This window comes from Rhizobium sp. LjRoot254 (assembly GCF_964254105.1).
Lineage (GTDB): Bacteria > Pseudomonadota > Alphaproteobacteria > Rhizobiales > Rhizobiaceae > Rhizobium_E.
Genome location: NZ_CAXUSM020000001.1, coordinates 182336 through 199426, shown reverse-complemented (window position 1 = coordinate 199426; position 17091 = coordinate 182336). Strand labels below are relative to the sequence as shown.

Annotated in this window: 26 protein-coding genes and 1 pseudogene; 15 read left to right on the top strand and 12 right to left on the bottom strand. The window is 55.4% G+C overall.

Annotation, left to right across the window (positions count from 1 at the left end):
* Window positions 1–621: 621 nt before the first annotated feature.
* The 4 genes from ACSQ26_RS01045 to ACSQ26_RS01030 all read left to right on the top strand — a co-directional run bounded on the left by ACSQ26_RS01045 (window position 622) and on the right by ACSQ26_RS01030 (window position 3240).
* A complete protein-coding gene (locus ACSQ26_RS01045) occupies window positions 622–933 on the top strand; it encodes a hypothetical protein (protein WP_436005434.1) in 312 nt (103 codons plus the stop codon).
* 876 nt (window positions 934–1809) lie between these two features.
* Entirely contained in the window at window positions 1810–2499 is a 690-nt protein-coding gene (locus ACSQ26_RS01040; protein WP_436005432.1) for a calcium-binding protein, read from the top strand.
* 116 nt (window positions 2500–2615) lie between these two features.
* A complete protein-coding gene (locus tag ACSQ26_RS01035; protein ID WP_436005430.1) occupies window positions 2616–2861 on the top strand; it encodes a hypothetical protein in 246 nt (81 codons plus the stop codon).
* Window positions 2862–3006: 145 nt separating this feature from the next.
* On the top strand, window positions 3007–3240 hold the full coding sequence (locus ACSQ26_RS01030) for a hypothetical protein (RefSeq protein ID WP_436005428.1): 234 nt from the start codon (window positions 3007–3009) through the stop codon (window positions 3238–3240).
* A gap of 32 nt (window positions 3241–3272) precedes the next feature.
* Here ACSQ26_RS01030 and ACSQ26_RS01025 read toward each other — a convergent pair whose 3' ends face one another.
* The 6 genes from ACSQ26_RS01025 to ACSQ26_RS01000 all read right to left on the bottom strand — a co-directional run bounded on the left by ACSQ26_RS01025 (window position 3273) and on the right by ACSQ26_RS01000 (window position 5550).
* Window positions 3273–3590: a hypothetical protein gene (locus ACSQ26_RS01025; protein ID WP_436005426.1), complete on the bottom strand. Its 318-nt coding sequence runs from the start codon at window positions 3588–3590 to the stop codon at window positions 3273–3275.
* 43 nt (window positions 3591–3633) lie between these two features.
* Window positions 3634–3858, bottom strand: coding sequence for a hypothetical protein (locus ACSQ26_RS01020; RefSeq protein ID WP_436005424.1), 225 nt, complete (start codon window positions 3856–3858; stop codon window positions 3634–3636).
* Window positions 3859–3922: 64 nt separating this feature from the next.
* Entirely contained in the window at window positions 3923–4648 is a 726-nt protein-coding gene (locus ACSQ26_RS01015; RefSeq protein WP_436005422.1) for an SOS response-associated peptidase family protein, read from the bottom strand.
* The gene (locus ACSQ26_RS01010; RefSeq protein ID WP_436005420.1) at window positions 4649–4972 is read right to left on the bottom strand and encodes a hypothetical protein; all 324 of its coding nucleotides are present in this window, start codon (window positions 4970–4972) and stop codon (window positions 4649–4651) included.
* Between the two features lie 12 nt (window positions 4973–4984).
* On the bottom strand, window positions 4985–5320 hold the full coding sequence (locus ACSQ26_RS01005) for a hypothetical protein (RefSeq protein WP_436005418.1): 336 nt from the start codon (window positions 5318–5320) through the stop codon (window positions 4985–4987).
* Window positions 5317–5550, bottom strand: a complete 234-nt coding sequence (locus ACSQ26_RS01000) for a hypothetical protein (protein WP_436005416.1) — start codon at window positions 5548–5550, stop codon at window positions 5317–5319. The genes ACSQ26_RS01005 and ACSQ26_RS01000 overlap by 4 nt, the downstream gene beginning before the upstream one ends.
* Window positions 5551–5762: 212 nt before the next feature.
* On the opposite strand from ACSQ26_RS01000, the gene ACSQ26_RS00995 reads away from it, so the two are divergent.
* On the top strand, window positions 5763–6059 hold the full coding sequence (locus ACSQ26_RS00995) for a DUF982 domain-containing protein (RefSeq protein WP_436005414.1): 297 nt from the start codon (window positions 5763–5765) through the stop codon (window positions 6057–6059).
* A 358-nt stretch (window positions 6060–6417) separates the two neighbouring features.
* Window positions 6418–6639: a hypothetical protein gene (locus ACSQ26_RS00990; protein WP_436005412.1), complete on the top strand. Its 222-nt coding sequence runs from the start codon at window positions 6418–6420 to the stop codon at window positions 6637–6639.
* A gap of 737 nt (window positions 6640–7376) precedes the next feature.
* Here ACSQ26_RS00990 and ACSQ26_RS00985 read toward each other — a convergent pair.
* Entirely contained in the window at window positions 7377–7628 is a 252-nt protein-coding gene (locus ACSQ26_RS00985) for a hypothetical protein (RefSeq protein WP_436005410.1), read from the bottom strand.
* 162 nt (window positions 7629–7790) lie between these two features.
* Between ACSQ26_RS00985 and ACSQ26_RS00980 the strand changes: the two genes are divergently transcribed.
* The 3 genes from ACSQ26_RS00980 (at window position 7791) to ACSQ26_RS00970 (ending at window position 8939) form a co-directional block, all read left to right on the top strand.
* Window positions 7791–8195, top strand: a complete 405-nt coding sequence (locus tag ACSQ26_RS00980; protein WP_436005408.1) for a DUF982 domain-containing protein — start codon at window positions 7791–7793, stop codon at window positions 8193–8195.
* Entirely contained in the window at window positions 8195–8503 is a 309-nt protein-coding gene (locus tag ACSQ26_RS00975; RefSeq protein WP_436005406.1) for a hypothetical protein, read from the top strand. The genes ACSQ26_RS00980 and ACSQ26_RS00975 overlap by 1 nt, the downstream gene beginning before the upstream one ends.
* A gap of 196 nt (window positions 8504–8699) precedes the next feature.
* The gene (locus ACSQ26_RS00970) at window positions 8700–8939 is read left to right on the top strand and encodes a hypothetical protein (protein ID WP_436005404.1); all 240 of its coding nucleotides are present in this window, start codon (window positions 8700–8702) and stop codon (window positions 8937–8939) included.
* A 375-nt stretch (window positions 8940–9314) separates the two neighbouring features.
* Here the strand turns inward: ACSQ26_RS00970 and ACSQ26_RS00965 are convergent, their stop codons facing one another.
* On the bottom strand, window positions 9315–9470 hold the full coding sequence (locus ACSQ26_RS00965; protein ID WP_436005402.1) for a hypothetical protein: 156 nt from the start codon (window positions 9468–9470) through the stop codon (window positions 9315–9317).
* A gap of 1181 nt (window positions 9471–10651) precedes the next feature.
* Between ACSQ26_RS00965 and ACSQ26_RS00960 the strand changes: the two genes are divergently transcribed.
* Together ACSQ26_RS00960 and ACSQ26_RS00955 are read left to right on the top strand one after the other, a co-directional pair.
* The gene (locus tag ACSQ26_RS00960) at window positions 10652–10906 is read left to right on the top strand and encodes a hypothetical protein (protein WP_436005400.1); all 255 of its coding nucleotides are present in this window, start codon (window positions 10652–10654) and stop codon (window positions 10904–10906) included.
* A 330-nt stretch (window positions 10907–11236) separates the two neighbouring features.
* Window positions 11237–11533, top strand: a complete 297-nt coding sequence (locus ACSQ26_RS00955) for a DUF982 domain-containing protein (protein ID WP_436005398.1) — start codon at window positions 11237–11239, stop codon at window positions 11531–11533.
* Window positions 11534–11634: 101 nt separating this feature from the next.
* Here ACSQ26_RS00955 and ACSQ26_RS00950 read toward each other — a convergent pair whose 3' ends face one another.
* From ACSQ26_RS00950 to ACSQ26_RS00940, 3 genes are all read right to left on the bottom strand, one after another.
* A complete protein-coding gene (locus tag ACSQ26_RS00950) occupies window positions 11635–11796 on the bottom strand; it encodes a hypothetical protein (protein WP_436005396.1) in 162 nt (53 codons plus the stop codon).
* A 37-nt stretch (window positions 11797–11833) separates the two neighbouring features.
* Entirely contained in the window at window positions 11834–11977 is a 144-nt protein-coding gene (locus tag ACSQ26_RS00945; protein ID WP_436005394.1) for an entericidin, read from the bottom strand.
* 767 nt (window positions 11978–12744) lie between these two features.
* Window positions 12745–13254, bottom strand: a complete 510-nt coding sequence (locus ACSQ26_RS00940; protein WP_436005392.1) for a hypothetical protein — start codon at window positions 13252–13254, stop codon at window positions 12745–12747.
* Window positions 13255–13704: 450 nt separating this feature from the next.
* On the opposite strand from ACSQ26_RS00940, the pseudogene ACSQ26_RS00935 reads away from it, so the two are divergent.
* The 3 genes and pseudogenes from ACSQ26_RS00935 to ACSQ26_RS00925 form a co-directional block, all read left to right on the top strand.
* Window positions 13705–13932 (top strand): annotated as a pseudogene (locus ACSQ26_RS00935) (DUF982 domain-containing protein); the annotation flags it as partial.
* Between the two features lie 88 nt (window positions 13933–14020).
* Window positions 14021–14335, top strand: coding sequence for a hypothetical protein (locus ACSQ26_RS00930; protein ID WP_436005390.1), 315 nt, complete (start codon window positions 14021–14023; stop codon window positions 14333–14335).
* Between the two features lie 171 nt (window positions 14336–14506).
* A complete protein-coding gene (locus ACSQ26_RS00925; protein ID WP_436015038.1) occupies window positions 14507–14884 on the top strand; it encodes a VOC family protein in 378 nt (125 codons plus the stop codon).
* A 166-nt stretch (window positions 14885–15050) separates the two neighbouring features.
* Here the strand turns inward: ACSQ26_RS00925 and ACSQ26_RS00920 are convergent, their stop codons facing one another.
* Complete coding sequence (locus ACSQ26_RS00920) at window positions 15051–16025, bottom strand: 3'-5' exonuclease (protein WP_436005388.1); 975 nt, start codon at window positions 16023–16025, stop codon at window positions 15051–15053.
* Between the two features lie 216 nt (window positions 16026–16241).
* Here ACSQ26_RS00920 and ACSQ26_RS00915 point away from each other — a divergent pair, with 216 nt between their 5' ends.
* The gene (locus tag ACSQ26_RS00915; protein ID WP_436005386.1) at window positions 16242–16463 is read left to right on the top strand and encodes a hypothetical protein; all 222 of its coding nucleotides are present in this window, start codon (window positions 16242–16244) and stop codon (window positions 16461–16463) included.
* The last annotated feature ends 628 nt before the right edge of the window (window positions 16464–17091 follow it).

Sequence of the window (17091 nt, the reverse complement as noted above, 5' to 3'; positions counted from 1 at the left end):
TGTGGGATTTTCCTGCACTGGCAAAAACTGGCGCTCTGCTTCCTCTTCGCCTACTCTCTCCAATAATTACGCCTAAATGCCCGCAGGTCGTCGAGATCGATCAGCCGATCGTCTGGTGCTGACTCACAGTGCGCCGTAGAGGCCACCCAGGAGTCGTCGGCATTGCCGAATGATATATCCAGGCCGCCGAAGGCAAAAACTCGCCCATGAGTCACCTCGTCGGTTTAGCATGCATGACGACAAATGCGTGTAATGCCGTATCTCGACGTCTGCGTGAGTTTTCCAGCCGGTGAGTTGCTAGACCTAAGTATTCCGGAAGGGTGAAAGAGAGGAGGAGGCGCCGGAGGCGCCCCAAGCCCGAAGGGCGCGGAGCGTTCGCCCGCAGGGCGAACCGTAGCATCGGCATGTCACACTTCCTGTATTTCTTGTCTCTTTATAGTCTGATTACAATTATTAGTGTCGACAAAGGATCACCTAGGGAAAAGCCAGAAAGTGTGACACCGGGAAGTATTGACCTTCCGGCCATGACACTGATGTAATCAAACTCCGGCGGTGATACATGCGGCGCCTGTTGCTTCGACACCAGTCGAGGTTTGGAGCCGAACGCCTTGTCCAAGAAAAATGACAATCCCGAAAACTGCGGTGGTGACGAAGATACGCGAAGTTGTTTTCACATTCCCTTCGAGATATCTCATCAGCATCGGCGAACACGAGTGGCGTTTCGAAACCAGGTTGATGTTGAAGCTTTTTTGTGAAGAGCTGACAAGCCGCATGTATGATGAGCACCTCGAACATGTGACTCACGGCTGTATGTTGCATGTTTTAACGGATTTCTTCTTTCCAGAAACTGAGCGTGAAGAATGGCTCAACCTAGAGCCCTGTGTTGCAGACGATGGTTGCGGGAAACCATACTTACTCGATGACATTGCGTAAGCATGGATCAACCAACTTAGTTAAGTCGATCGGCGATACGTCCGCGAAAACAATCGACCGCACAGATAATGCGGTCGATAAAAAGTCTTCCTTGTGCGATCGGCGGCTGTCTCTATTCGTCTTGAATTGCGCTGCATTTAGCTAAGCAAAACTTTACCTCATTTCACATCAATCTGTGCAGTGAGTATTGATCAACACTCACTACCACACGCTAAGTTTACCTCAACTTGACAAAATATCCTCCGTTTTCATTTTTTCCTATCTTGTCAATTAATCGTCGAGAGCGAATTTCGTTAGTAAATATTTCGCAACCAGCAAACGAGTGTCTTCTCAAGAAGCGAAGCTAAGATTGCTAAATTGAGCGTAGATTTTGTTTCGCCAGTATGCCGTCAACAGCCATTGAACAATGTGGCGTTCAGGGATTATTGATAGTTCATGGCGAGACGACGGATCCATTGGGACACGTTCCTATTTCTTGTTGAAATCGCTTTGTTCGGTATCGCGGCACTCTCTTGACTGACCTTCCACGTAAAAGCACACGAACCTCGCGAGCTAAGAAATCGAAACAGCGCCGTCAGCTAGCCCATCCCATTCATTCTTGCCTTAGAGGTTTGGGAACTTCATACCTGTGCCGCTCACGCCGCCCGCTCCCTACCCGGCAGGAAAGCATTGTTTGCGCAGCAACTCCCTCGGGGATTGATCACGAAGCTCACCGCGGTTTCGGAACGATGCACCTGGCTCCCTTGTACCCACCGCGGCGCCTCGAAGATCGTTACATCAGCCGGAGGCGGCGCGGCGATGGTATGCGCGGCGTAAATGCTGTATTTGCAGAGTTATCCATGCAACTGTGCGAAATCAACGCGCAGAGGAACCCCCATGGCCACGCAGACGATCACCAACTTCGGAAATGTAGGCGGGGCCCATTTTTATTCCCTCTACAGCGGCATTGTCACGCTCACGGCGTCGTCGGATCTGAAGGCGCGGTTTGATGACCCCAATTCCCTTGGCTACTACGTTCTTAAAGGTGAGGGGTTTGAATATGCCGACGGCGTGGTCTCATCGGGTGCGGTGAAGTCAATCACCTTCTTCGATGGCTCGGGGAACCTTATGAGCGAGATCAGAGGCATTTCTAAAGGCGCAGAAGATATCTATGCAGGCGGCTTGTCCCCTTTCCATCTCCTTCTAGGTGTTCTTGATGGTGCAGACATAATTACTGGCTCTCGAGCCTCAGAGGGGCTTTACGGATTTCAAGGCCGCGACGTTATCAAAGGTGGGGCGGGCAACGACTTCATTGAGGGCGATGAAGGCGCTGACACCATGACGGGTGGAAGAGGAACGGACGATTTTTTCTTTGGCGCGGCTGATAGACGGAACGTAATCACCGACTTCGATAGCGATGGGCCACGAAGAACGCATGACCATCTTCGATCGGCGTTTGCCGAGGAATACGATGTGATTAAATCTGGCCGGGACACCGTGATTAAGTTCGACGATGGCAGCGACGTGCGTCTCCTGGACTTCAAGCCTGCGGAGTTAGACGGGAGTGATATCATTCTGGCTTTTTAGATTGCGCGCGTCGAGGCCACTGCCACTGGCAACGACACGATTGTGTTTGGTATGTTGAGGATGTTTACTCAAGCGGTCCCTATTCATGGTTGGCTTGACTTGGAAATGGAGGTCTGATGACCCAACCGCTCGGAAAGATGGTCGTGATGGCCGCCTTCGACGAGGATGAGGAAGGCAACCTTGTGCCGGCGTTTGATCCTCGCGAATTCACAGACGCGGCCCGGGCCAAGCGCGAAGCTCAGATGATCTCAGGCAAGCATGCCGGCGTCATTGCTTGGCAAAGGACAGCAGATCCGAGCGTCGGAGAGTACGGGCCGCCCGAGGTGCTGTTTCAGCATGGCAAGTTACCGGATATGGATTGACAGCTCTGTGCCGCATACTCCCAGCTCCGGGTGTGAATACCGGGGAAACTCCAAGCAAATGTGCCGATATGCTCCATTGGCGCCGTCGCGACGTTGACGCGCTAAATTAGCTCGTTGACTATGAAATCAGTGAGCGGGGTGTGGCATGGATTACTTGGAGACAGAACTGGGCGCCTTGAATGCCAAGTTGGTCGATGTCGAGCGGCGTCGGGCATGGATGTCTGAAATCGCAATCGCACTTAAGGCAAGGAACTGCGCTGTCAACGTTGCCGAGCGCCAGGAAGCCAGATTTGCTGAGATGGCTGACGCAATGCGGGTTCTGCGTTCGCGAATAGAAGATTCGATCATCGCGAAGCGGGAGACAGATACGTCCGGCTAGTGCACTGAGTGCATCGGCGCGCTGCGGCCGGATCATTGGTTTTCGTTATCAGGAGGCGTGAACTTCCTCCTCCATGTTTGCTCGACGTGGTCCTTGTGTTCTGCTGGAACAGTCGCATCAGCATCAGCGAGGTAGGTGCCCACATTCTTGCTCTTGCAGACATCACAATGAACTTTGGGAACGAGATACATCGGCAGCGAGCTATGTTTGCGGCCGAGCTTCCTGGCGACCTCGGCAAGATCGATTTCCGCGTCATGGCCGCAATCCATGCAGAAGCCGTGGATCTTGAGGCCTGCATCGATTACTGACCCGATTGTCGTATGCCTCGTGGGATAACGTTTCTCAACCATGGCACGCCACCAACGTTACAGCGGGATAGTCCACGACTGCACCCTACGGATTTGCGTTCGTCAATTGGTTCATTGTTTCAAGCAGGTCGTCGGCCTCTTCAAACGGTAATCCGAAGAGCATCTGGTCGTTCCAGATTGCCGCCGCTTTTGTCGTCTGGTCCATGACCGTAAAGCTGCCGTCCTCTTCTCCGACCAGCACGTATCGTGGCCCGCTTCCCACAATTAGGAGCGGATCAAGGTCAAGCCAGTTCAACGGGCCATTGGCCATGTTAGGGTCCACCTGTTTGAGGGCTGTTTCAGTTGAGAACGGTCACAATACCAGCTTTGATGGTTCAAGCCGCCAGCTTCACCAACTGGTCATCTGGCAACGGACGCTGCAACGCTTTCGCCTCGTCCCACGGCTTCGTCAGCCAGGTGTTGACCTCTTCCGGCGTGATGAGGATGACCGGCATCGCCTTCTTATGAACTGGCTCGACAATACCATTCGGGTCCGTCGTCAGGAAGCCATAGAGATCGGTCGTGATCATGCCTTCCTTGATCTTGCGGACGCTCGTCCACCGTGGCACCCAGATGCCGGCGAAGTAAGCCAGCGGCTCGCTTTCGTCGAGAGCAAACCAGGCGTTGGGTCTATAGCTCAACCTCTCCGCCTCTTGCCGGACAGGATCGGGCTCGGCAAACCGGGTGAAGGGAACGAGGCAACGGTTCTCGATGCCAAGCCAGCGTTTCCAATGTTTGCTGTCGGTCCTGCGGACGTTCGTGGTGCCGCCGTCAGGCTCCATTCTCAACAGATCGTTGAAATCGAATTCCTTGCCCTTGGTCCGCAGTTTGTCAGCGCGCTTCTTGGCGTTTTCGAACAACGCATTTTGCGAGCTCGGCAATCCCCATCGAACGTGCGCCAGTTGCCGGCGGCCAGAGGCGGTGTTGCGGAGGATCAACCCTTCACGATAGGGGTAGACCTCATAGCTGTCCATCATGTTGACGAGGTTGTCGAAGCTCTGAGCGTCTTGGACGAATTTGATCGTCCAATCGCGAGCGTCCAGCCGGTACAGATTGCACATTCACAGCACCCCGTTCTTCCACCTGCTTTTCTTCACATAGTAGACTTCGACCAACTCCCGGATCGGCAACTTTCCAATGTACGACCCGTCGTAGCTTCGAAGCTTTGCCGATATATAGTCCTTCTTCTTGCATTTCTGGCAAGTCATATGGGTTTCGATAGAATAGGTTTTCTGGTCACCCAGTACAGCAATGAGGTCAGCCGGCCGGAAATTGTGCGTGAGGTTGCAGTATCGGCAATGCGCCTCGATAATCTGTCCATTGCGGTCAGCGTCGGACAGTGTGTAGCTCTTCTCGCGATAAGTGAAGGTTGTTTTTTCCGGCATACCGGCACCCGTCTACCACTCATATGGATTGCGTGATTTTTGCAGCCTGCGGATATCGCCAGGCGGCCGGTTCCAGTTCTTACCCTTCCTGTCCTCGGGATAGAATGGGATGCCTCCCAAGGCTTCCTTGAATTGAAGCGCATCCACGACATCAGCGAAGCAGAAGACGAGATACTTTTCGTCGCCGTGCAACACTGTGTGGGCTCGCCCGCAGACGCTCAGCCCTCGAATGAAAGTGTGAGGCGGATCGTAATTCTTGCCCGTACAGCTATCATACGGCATGGCAACCTGATGCGGCCAGCCTTGATCGATGCCCGCCGGGGAAAGCTCGCCTTTGCGGCGAGTCATAGCACGCGCTCGTATTTCGGTTTCCATCCTCGGCCATAGCATTGGCTCATCAAGCGGGAGGCCGTGTAGAGCTGGTCACGAAGGAAGTCGGCATCTAGCATCAACTCAGCGACCGCGCGTCTGGCGTCGCCGCCATGGGCACTGATCATTGCATCGACGAGATCGACTTCTTGACGGGGGCTTCGTTCGAATGAGCCAACATTCAGGCGCAATTGTTCGGCCGCTGACATGGCGGTTCTCCTATCGCTGACAATGTGAAAATGCTCCGCTCATGCGGAATATGTTCTCATTTTGTTCTCAGATAGGAAAAGAGTCAAGGCGGCAATCGGTTTTGATCTGATCGGACACGCTTTGTCTGCTTTCGTACAAAGCCTTGCGTTTGCTGATTATCCCCCTAAATTTTAAGTATCCGCTTAGTTTTTGATGGCCAAAGGAGGATGAAATGCAGGTCATTGAAACTTTTTGGCGTAAGCCGATCACCGTCAGGCTGCAAAATGGTCTTCAGCACACTTTTCATTCGCTCGAAGACACGATCGACTTCCTGGAGAAAGAATGGCCGGTTAAGTTCGGTGTGCATCATCGCCGAGCGCTGGATCTCTGTCGCGCGGCCGCTAAGCGTATGGTCGCGACCGAGGCAGCGCGCGAGGCACTGATATCGGCCTGCTTGGAGGCCAATATGCCGCTTGTGATGAACTTCTCTTCGTCGCCGCAGCAGCCTCAGCCGCAGATGCTGCCTTAGTAAAGGCGCGCGATATCCGAAGAAAGCCCGGCCGCACTTTCGCACGACCGGGCCGGAGTCCTCATTCTGGGAGAAATGACGATGCAATAACGCGACTTTCCGCACATCAGTTCCAACTCCGAAACCTATTTCATAAAGCCGCTTAAACTATGCCCGTCCCCGCGCGTCCCGGACGTGGCGCAAGCCGGGCACCCATCCCGGCAAGTTTGATTTGCCGCCCATCGGCCGTCCGGTCACTGTCCCTGCCTTATCACAGCCCTTAACTCTTGCGAGACAAATTGCGGGTAGTCATTAGGCGGGTGCATCCCAAGGTCGTGGAAGAACCGCCCTGTGCCGCAGATCGCTGAGAGTAATGGAAATGAAAAGAGAATATCCAGACGACAATCTGCCAGCGCGGTTCGCGGCCGTCCGACGGGTCTATGACGCGATTGTCGCCTCTACGTGGTTCTACGACACCGAGGAGACGAGAAGCGACTGTTATGAAATGATCTTTGCGCAATTCCGGAAAGGCGTGACCAATCCCGACGAACTGATGAAAGAGTGCTTGGAAACAGCGCGCGAACGGTTCGCAGCACGCTGATAGCCCCAATCTCCTCTTTCTATCCTCGGCCGAACCGTCCGGCCATTCGGCGCGGCCGACGGGCCGGATGGCTGGAGTTGCGTGGGTTCCGACCTTCATCAGCAAAGAGCAGATGCGACATCAAAATGAAACAGGCGTGTCCCAAAACAAATGGCATGGCAGTCAGAATGTGGTCGAGGCTGGGAAAGTCGATCGACGGTAAGGTTAAGAATGGGTTTCGGTTGCGACGCTCCTCACCTGTGGCATCGTGAAGTCCCGGGCAGTTGGATCTGCGCAAACAGAGCCGGTGGACTACACTGCCCACGCATCCACGCACTGCCCGGGACGATCAATGCACGAGACCTAAGGAGGGACTTGCGCATGCCAAAGTTCATTGAAGCATCAAGATCAACAACGGCGAGTGAGGCGCGAGACCGATGCCGCGCTGTCGCTTGCTGACGCAATGGATGACTACTGCCTGCACTTGGTGAGGGCCCGCGATCACAGGCATATGGCTGCGAATTCCAACTGAGCTACCGGATGCCGCGTTTTCGCCCGCTCTGCATGTTCTCGAGGATAGGCATCAGTCGCTTTGCCAAGGCGACAATTGCGCCACAGATTCATTAAAATGCCACCTGCATTAGTCTGTCATAAATTAGAAGTTCTTGCTGCGCGGCCGTGTAGAGCGCAGGATTGCATTGCTTCGTTTCTTTTGAGGACTTCGCGAAGCACGGGGAGGTTGGCGGACTTCCCCGTTTCTATTTCGGACACTTATCGCCGTTGTTCATCTTGTGGCGCTTCGCGAGCACAATGGCCGCTTCGGTCAATTCATCTTCCGACCATCCCGCCTTCAGGGCGTCGTCGGCAATAGCGATAAGTATTGCATCGAGGTCTATAAACGGCGTGTGGGCGTCTACCACTTCGCGAAGAAAGTCACGCTCGATTGCAAGTTCGCAGTCGGTTGCTCGTTGAGAGTATGATCCGGGATATCGCGGTGAATTTATAGACATGACGCGCGCCTTTACTATCCTCAATTTTGGCAGGCGCGCGCTGGCCGTCAACGGTCGGGCAGTTGAACTGAAGTCTGGTTGCGAAGATTCTTTTCCTCACCCACGGAACGAGTCGCGGGAGATTCGATTGAGCCGCATCGGTTGCGTTAGGAGTGTCGCGTCATGGCCGTTCAGCCCTGGGAAGACGGAGTAGATTTGCAGCTTCACGGCATTGGCGGATATCGAACTGTAGGCTCCACGGAAGACGCAGCACGCTGTTTGCTAGAGCTTTGGCCCCGAGATAGCGGTAAGGCCTTCATGGCCGCTCAGCGGGCCTGTCTCGCGGCTCTCGAGGGCAAGGCGACCGCAGCCAAGGCTCGCTCCGCATTCATCAAGGCAGCCGAGGAAGCAGACATCCATATCCGATCGCATGAAGACCCGCGAAAGGTGGCGATGCGGAACCCGGCCATTTCCCAGGCATGGCGCAAGGCGAACCGGGATGCCATTGACGCGGTCGAGAAATCCGTCACCAAGCTCAAGGCAGAGCGGGAGCGGTTCTTTCGAGCTCGGCGCAACAGTGAGGATTGATGATGGACCCGGGCGCATGGCAGAAAAAATACCGCTGGCGCCGCACCTGGCCTGATGAGACCGACGTGGACGGAAAACCATTCGAGGATTACTGCGCGTTCGATGACGATATCAACGCCGGTAGGATCAGGCTCGACCGAGAGACCCTGAAAAAAGGCCAATGGCGCTGGTCCGGCAGTTGTCCTCCGCGATTTCGCGGCTCGCCGATCATGCCAAATGCCGGATATAGCCCAACGGCATCTGAGGCGGCGAAAGCGGTTGAGAATTACTGGGATCGAATGAAGGCCCGCACGAGAACGCGCTCATAATCGCGCCATTTCGTTTGCCGCAGCCTTGGTCCGGCACGTTGAGGTCAGTGGGAAGTGAGGCCACTGTGCCTTGGTGTCACCTTGAATGGCGCTCATACTCGCTAGCTTGCAACACCACTGATCAGCGCGACCACGCCTGGCGCATAACGCACACACGAAAGGTAAAGCGCATGACCAATAACACGACGAAAACGCGATGACTTATGACGACGCCATCGCCGCAGGGCTGTTTCCCCACGGCGCGGACGCCCTCGAAACCAAAGTCGCTGAAATGATGGAAATCGCCGGCGATTCTAAGACACTTGAGCCGCACACAGCGTCGCAGGTCGGCGAAAATCACGCGCCCGACTTGATCAGCTTGGACTTAACGCAGGAAGAGCACGACCATATTCTGGAGCGCCGCGCCCGAACCCGGTTCGCGTCCCTAGCCAGATAAATTTATCTCTCGACACCACGATATCGCCTCGGCCACCACGCCGGCGCGTTTTCGCATTGGCTTCGCGCCGCTCTCCGGCGCCCACAATCATGTGAGGGCGGGCGACCCCCATTTGGGGGATGGTTGAAGTGTGAGCGTATGCTAATCTATCGCTTTGCGAGAGGCGGGTCGCATGATGGATCTTCATACCACGCTCAGCATGGTCGCTGGGCTAAGCGCAGGCGCGGCTGTCGGGCTCCTATTGATATCTGAGGTTATCCGAAAACGGCGCCGGATTAAGGCGCGGCTTTGGTTGGTCGAAGACCTGCCCGACAATTGATCAATGCTTATATTCATTAGCATGATGGCGGGGGCAGAGCCATGTCGCCCGTGATGTCAGCGGGGCTTGTGGTACATCTTTTTGATTGCCTTATTGCGTTTCTCTTCCTCGGCAGGGGTCAAGCGTCGTTGCGTCATCAACCCGTACGCTATTGCGCAACCGAGGACGATCGGCCCGGCAGCCAGCACCATCACCCACATGAAGGTCGTCATCTGAGTTCTCCTTTTGTCCACTGAAACAGCGGAGGCAAAGAAACGTTCCGGAACCACCGCCCGCTCATCCGCGTTACTGCCGCAAGTCCCTGCGGGTTTTTCTCCCGACCCGCTCTCATCTAGCCGGCCCTAGTGGCCGGCTTTTCTTTTGCGTGTCACCATCCGGTGATCCTCGCGCCGTTGAGCCCCGCCGGCCTGGACGCCAATTACACTCGCAACGAAATTTTACTGGACACCCTTAAATTTAAGGGGTTTTATATTAGTGGGACGATATGTATCTGGGGGTTTCATCGTGCACGCTAAAATCGAAATGTGCGTTCCTAAATTCGCTCCGTCTGACCGACGACGCGACGCGGAAAGGCAAAAAGCGGCTACTTTGCTCGTGCGGCAACTAATGGTCCACCTGGTCCAGGCCGGCTGGCGCGAGAGCGAGGCGGCGCTGTCTCTCGCCGACGCGTGTGACGATTATTGCTTATACCTTGCACAGTATCCTCAGCGGATGCTTGAGCCTGCTAACAGCAACGCGTTTTCGGTCGCGTCGTAGGCGACGGGCCGCCCAAAACAAAAGGCCGACGCGAGCGCCGGCCCAAGTTCGCGGCAGGGGTAGCCACCGCATTTTTGGTGTCTGATCGGCACCTAGCTTGCGTTATACTTTTCCGACAAAACTCCGTCAAGTAATTCTAACTTAAGTCTTATTAAGCTTTTCTTATAATTAACCTGGGTCAATTCCATGAACAAACATCACTCTTCGGGCGTTATCGATTTAAGCGCGCGGGCTTAAAGCCTGAGACCAGTACCCCGGTCTACCCAAACAGCCCTGCATGGGTCGAGCGACTACTCTCCTGATGAAGGCGTGGGTGTTAGCTACCAGATTCCCATTCCGCGCCTCAATCGCGAGTCACCCCGGCCGACGCCCATGGAAACTTGGATCCCAGTCGGCCGGGGCAGCTATCGTTCCTTCGGCAAACCTCGCGCGTCTCCGTCCATTTTTCTTTAGTTCAGTTCGGCGCAACTTATGTTCGATCGGTACGTTACTAAATGCTCGTCCCCACGGGTGCCGGACGGAATTTGTATCTAGTTCTGGCGCCTATTCCGGCAAGTTTGGTGCGCCATCCCTCAAAAGGCCATCCGGCACTCGTGCGGGCTCGCCGATTTTCGAGGAACGTGAACAGGAGGCCTCCATGCCGATACCCAAAGAGCACCTTGAGGTATTCAATCGTCACCTGCGCAGCTCAATTGTCGAGGCAACGGTCGAAGGGGGAGCATATGCATTCCGGGTCAGCGTGCCTGATCTTGAAAGCAGCACTCAGCAGGAGGTCGCCGTGGCTTTAGAAGCCGCTGTAAAGGAGCTTCGCGATAGCGGTCAAACCGTACCGCGTATCAAATGGGGGCCAACAACAGTCCTGCGCGCAAAGCGGGCTCCCCATCATGACTGAGATAATAACCATTGACTGATTTTACTGTCCGGATCACGTCATGGCGTCATCGAAGCATTGACCTTAACACTCAAAAACGGTGCCAGCGGGCGCAGATAAGGTGGACGCAAGGGTGGATATAGAACCAAACTTTTATATATTATCACGTAAAAACAACCTATTGTGATCTGCATGCAGTGCAAATAATCGGCAACGAACGCCATTTTGTCATGGAAATCAACTAATAAGGAAGGGCAACGCGCACGTCCTTCAGCATGTCGAGACTTGAATTTTTAGTCGCCTTTTCTTAAAATGCAGCCCGTCAACCGAGCCTGGATTAAGGAGGTAGCAATGGCATATGCCCGGTTCGATCGCCCTGTATTTCTGCAGCGCAAATACTTCATTGAGGAGGTCACAGGTCTGGATGATGTGTTCGACATCTTGGAAGAATGGCCCGAAAACCAACGCGGGCTCCCATTCGAAATGCTTGAAGAAGCATGTCGTCGCGCCGCGCGTGGTAGCTTTCCGGTGGAAGCCGTTCGCGAGAATTTTCAACGCTACTTAAGGAAGGCTGGATTACTCGCCGAAATCGAAGATGTGCCGAACTTCGAGCGCTTCGTGAATGATCAAAACATCGGCGGCAACTGAGTCCTTTCAATGCATTGCGGTTGTCAGGCCCGTCGAAAGCTCGACGGGCTTTTTCGTGGCTATGTTCAGTAGAAACGGCGTTATCAAGATGCCGCCCGAGACTACTGGGTGTTGGTCGTCGGCTGCGTCGTGTCGGCAGGCGTGGTAGTGGTCGTCGTCGCCGGCCCCGGTCCTGACGTGCGGTCGCCCAGCATGGAGTAGGCAATTATAGCCAGTACGACGACGCCTAAGACGAGGGCGATGATGCGTGTGTTCCGACTCATGGTGTGCTCCCTTCTGATTGGAACCCTCAGCCTCGGATTACTCCGCGACGTCCTTGGCTGCGTCCTGGGTGGCATCGACAGTGTTCGACGTATCCCTGCCTAAGCCACGGATAGTGTTGCCGCATGACGCAAGCATTAGAACCGCCAGGAGGGCCGCTACGATTTTGGGGAAGGTGTTCATGAGTGCGTTCTCAATCTAACATAGAGTATCCGAAGCGCGGTCGCGCCCCGGCCAATGACTGGGCAACACCCCAAAACTGCGTGATTGCACCAGACCCTAAACGCGCGAAAAGCGATTTGGTTCAGATCGATTGAAATAGGCGCCTCTGCCTCGCGCCGTAATGCTGGGGCTTTTTCGTTGCCTGCGATGGTCGGATATCAATCCAACCTCTTTACTGCGGGCAGTCGATATGGTCCTGACGTGAGGCCGCCGGCGGAGCATGGCGCAATCGCATCTAGCTCGATCGCGTTTCCATAGAATGTTGGCCGCGCGCTCCTGCGGCCTTCTTCTAATCCATCGATATCAGACTATCTGGCAACTGGTTCCACTCCCATTGGGCGCCGCTTGGAACAACCTTCCGGGATCCGCATTATGAGCCCGTCCAGCCAAAACTTTTGCCGGTCCCAGTGGCCGGCTCTTCTTTGCTAGATGCGGATCTTCAATCCAGAGGGGGCCGCGTCCTCGTCGATAAACATGGAGCTGGGCGCGGCCTTGTCGCGAATACGCTGGACGCGACCGCCTGATACGCGGTTAGCTCGGAGAGGGTTCCCGCCCAACTGCGGTCGGTCAAAAACGTACAAAGCCGCGCCGACGATAGAAGTGAACCTCGTTTAAGCATATGCTAGGACTGCAGTCCCCCAAAAGATTGCACCCTCCGACGGTCGGCGTCCCCTCAAAAGGGGCGTCGGCCGTCACCATTAATGCGGCAGTATTCGACCGGCCGCGCGTCAGCCTCGCGGGTTTCGCGCAATCACGGATCTTATCAGTGTGACAAACCTGGCCCAACCGCTTTTCGGCGGCGATTGCACTGCGGCCGGTGGCGATTCACGCAAGGGTTTTTGATAGGTAGCGACCAGTTTGATATAAGTGTCGGTCTCCTCCACTGGCCGCATATAAAATTCAGCGATGTAGCGGCCTCGTGGCAGGCGAATATGCACGTCGTGCCCAGCGCCCAACGAGAGATAATAATGCTCCAGCGATTGTCGTAACCGCATCGCCTCAATCCGAACGATGGGATCGGTATCACCGTCGAAATCAGAGTTCCGACCAAACACATCTACGGCGATTGAGTACGCCTTGATCCCCTGAGATTGACCGTTGATCGCCGCTTCGGCAATATACTTCAGGAAGGCCCGGTTTCGCACAGAGACCTTAAATCGCGGATCGGACAGTATAAGCGCCAACTCAGCGCCCGCGACGTCGGTGCCTAGCGCATGATTGCTCGCAATTACCGCCAAGGTGCCTCCTGATGTAGCGTCGATTGCGCCAACATAGCAGTCTGGCGCGATCCGCAAATCACCCAGATGGAGGATGGTTTCTATTTAGTTTAGTAATGCAGACTCACAGCACGCGAGATATGGCGGCAGATAGATCGTCTGTCACTCCACCGGCCGATCAACCCGCACACCGCCGATTATTTGCCGGCCCTGGTGGCCGGCTTTTCTTTATGCTTAGCCGTCACATTTATTAGGCAGCAACCGTATTTAAGTAGTTGCACATATGATCAAATCACTGCACTGAAAGGTAGACCAGTCGGTGACTACCCGCGCCTTTAAGGCCCGCCGGCTTGGGCCGGTGGTTCCTTGGAGAGGTACACGCAGTAATCGTCACAAGCATCGGCAAGGGCCAGTGCCGCCTCACTCTCCCGCCAACCGGGGCCGCCCAACCCATCGCGACCCAGCACTTTTCATTCGGTCGAAGAAGCGATCGATTTCATGGAAAACGAGTGGCCAAACGGTCTCGGTGTGCATCACCGTCGCGCGTCGAATCTATGCCGCTGGGCGAAGGAGCGGTTCATCTCCCGAGAAGTGGCCCGTGAGGCTTTTATCTCGGCGTGCCTGGAAGCGCGGATGCCGATCGTGATCGACGTGGATCAACGTTGCCAAGCCGCTCCACACGCCCCGACGAGCATTTAGACCGGCAGCCGCCCGCAACCCTGCGCAAGCTTCCTCTTGCCCGCCGCCCCGCGCCATGTAATCTAACCCTGTTCATTTCGGGAAAAACATGGAACGCGACTGGCTGACCGTCATCACAGAACAGGGCGAAATCGCGAGGATCAAAATAAGGGTCGCGACGATCTTGCTTGCCGATCCCGACATTAATCCCGAAACGGTTTCCCGGCTCTACCGCGACGTCGAGGAGAAGGCTCGGCAATTCGATGCGGTATTCCTCGAGATATCAGACGAGCTTGACCTTGATCATCCGCTAGTGGACGAGGCGCTCTCGGTGGAGCGCCTTTGGTCCGGCATGTCCGTCAGTATTGCCGATCGCATTAGCTCGATGGCGGGACGTTCGACGAACGCGGCCGAGGACGGGTGAGGGCGACCAGTCACCGTCGCGGCCCATCCACGAATTAGCCAGTGGGCTTCGCGCCCTCAACTGGCCAAAGGCAGGATCAAGCGGGTGATCAAGAGCGTCACGATCGGATCTGAGTCTGAATTACATACTTTCGGCATGGGGCGAGCGCTGACGGCTCCCTTAGGAGAATATATGTTCGATCATGTGAAATTCGGAGTGAACGATTACGCGAGAAGCAAAGCCTTCTATCTCAAGGCGCTGAAGCCTCTCGGTGTAACCTCCGTGTCGGAAGGATCGCCATCCTACGGCGTTGAGCTGAGCAACCCACAAAGCCCGGTATCCTTATGCCTCTTTCAAACCGAGGAAAAGCCGGCGCATCTTCACATCGCATTCATGGCTGAAACCCGGCCACAGGTCGACGCATTTCATCGCGCCGCTTTGGAAGCAGGCGGCAGAGACAATGGTCCGCCGGGTCTGCGCCCGCACTATCATGCAAACTACTATGCCGCCTTTGTCATTGATCCGGATGGGCACAACATCGAAGTGGTCTGCCACACGCCTACGGTCTGATCGGTTGGTCTACAGCCCGGCAACCTTTGGGAAATTCGGGCAACTAAGCGGTGCGAATTTTTTCCGCCGAACTATATCAAGTTGGCGCTAGCGATTGAACGCCTCTCCAAAATGAAAAAGCCTGCCGCGGGAGGAGGTGCAGGCTTCATCTTGCGCTATAGCGTCCTCAGGCTTTGAACCGGTCAAAAGCCGTCAGCCGTCGGATCGGTGGGTCGGCATCCGGCCAACGATAGATCTCCGAGCGGAGATAATGCAGCTCTTCGTCAAGTGCCTCCTCAGGCAGCTCGATCCACCAGGATTTTGGCCGGCCGTCGCTGCCATCCGACCACCGGTAGCCTCGCGCCTTGAGATGATCCTTCATGTCGAAGGGGCTGTTTTCGGCGAAGATGCGAACCCGCGACCGCTGGCTGGTCTGGTAGAGTTCGGCAAATGCTGTCTCGGCAGTGCCTTCCGCCTGACGCGCCAGAACTTCGAGCAGCGCAAAGCAGTCGTCCGCGGCGCGATGGCCGTCGTGAAAATAGCCCGCTTGCCCGATGAGATATCCAAGCTTGGTGCCTTCATAACCTCGCGATGACCATTGAATTTCCGAGTTCGAGCATGCCCAGGCCTTGTCGGCGAAGATCGGCGAGAGCGCCTCGCAAAACGGCCGATCGAAACCGGCATTGTGGGCGATGATCAGATCGGCGGGCTCGATGAGGTTGTGCAGCGCCGCCGTATTGATGAGTTGGCCCGCGACCATCTCGTCGGTAATGCCGGTGAGCTTTGTGATCTCGGCCGGTATCGGAATGCCTGGCTGTTGCAGCCCACTATAGATGCCGGTGACATCACCGATATTGCCGGCGGCATTGAAGGTGAAGGCGATTGCGCCGATCTCGATGATTTCGTCCTTGCGATGATCGAGGCCGGTGGTCTCGGTGTCGAGAATGACACCGCGGAGCGGGAACTCCGGACGAATGACCTCGGCGACGGCTCTCGGCTCGAGCTTGCTCAAAATGCGATACCGGCCTGTCTCCGTGAGATGCTGGACCATATCAGCTTCGGAATATTCGACCGGAACGCGCCGTGTCGAAGCCAAGCCACGACCGCGCTTTGGCGGCTGCTGGCCATCGTCGTCCAAAAACATGTCGAACTGTAATGCCATGCTACCGCACCCTGAGGTCGCCGGTCTCGTAGACCGGACTATTCAAACATCCGCATATCCAGGTCCATGTAGTCAGCCAGCGAGTGGAACAATGAGGCTGATCGTAATCCAACCCGATATAAATGAAAGCCGCCTGGGATGCATCCTTTAGCCACTCGACGCGTTGAATCGGTCGGATAACTTTGAGGCCGAGATTCAAGCAAAGGAGTTTTGGTGATGACCGGCGACATACGCGATGCGCGCTTCTACCTCGTGGACGAAAGCGCATCAGCTCCGAATACTGAACCACTCGAATTCGAGGAAGCCTTTGCCAAAGCGCACGCATTGGCAGACGCCGGCTCGACTGTCCGTGTCCTCTATACCGAGGAAGCCTCGCAGAGCGAGATCACAAGACTTGTGAGCCATGGCATTCCGACTGCGCTTGTCTCTGGAGCTTAAATGACGGCCCAGTTACCGACCAGGATCACCGACATGTCTCTGACCGAGATATATGCCAAATGAAAATGGCGCTCGACCCTTTCGGGGAGCGAGCAGATCTTCAAAACTGTCGAAGGTAATATCTGGATAGCCATGCAAACCTCCTTCCATGAAGGGCTCGAGGCGGTCATTTGTAACAGGCTGGCTAAGGCTGAAGGCGATGCGGACGAAATTGCCGTAGAGTATCGCGTGGCTGTCCTATTCTCTGAAATTGAAACAGGCCTAAAACAAACTTGGCGTGAGCATGTTTAGATAGGTGAGTGGCCTGGACTGGGCCGTATAGGAGGATCCGGCGAAATAGGGAAAGCTAACCAACGTGTCAGTTTCAGTCTGACGATGCCCACTAATGCCAGCCGTCATATCAGAACCCGTTTGCCCATTGCCGTCGGCCAATTGACAGGATCTTCCATGGCTGCGCCACCGCCATCGGCCTCGACGGTTGACCCCGGCTGCACCGAAGAAACCACAAACTCCTCAGCATGTTAATCTGCCCAGATCGGGATGTAATAAGCATCCTCCCAAGGAGGACAATGTGGAGCGCCGGCCGAACCTTTCGTTCCTTGCAGGCGCATTGGCGGCGCTGGTAACG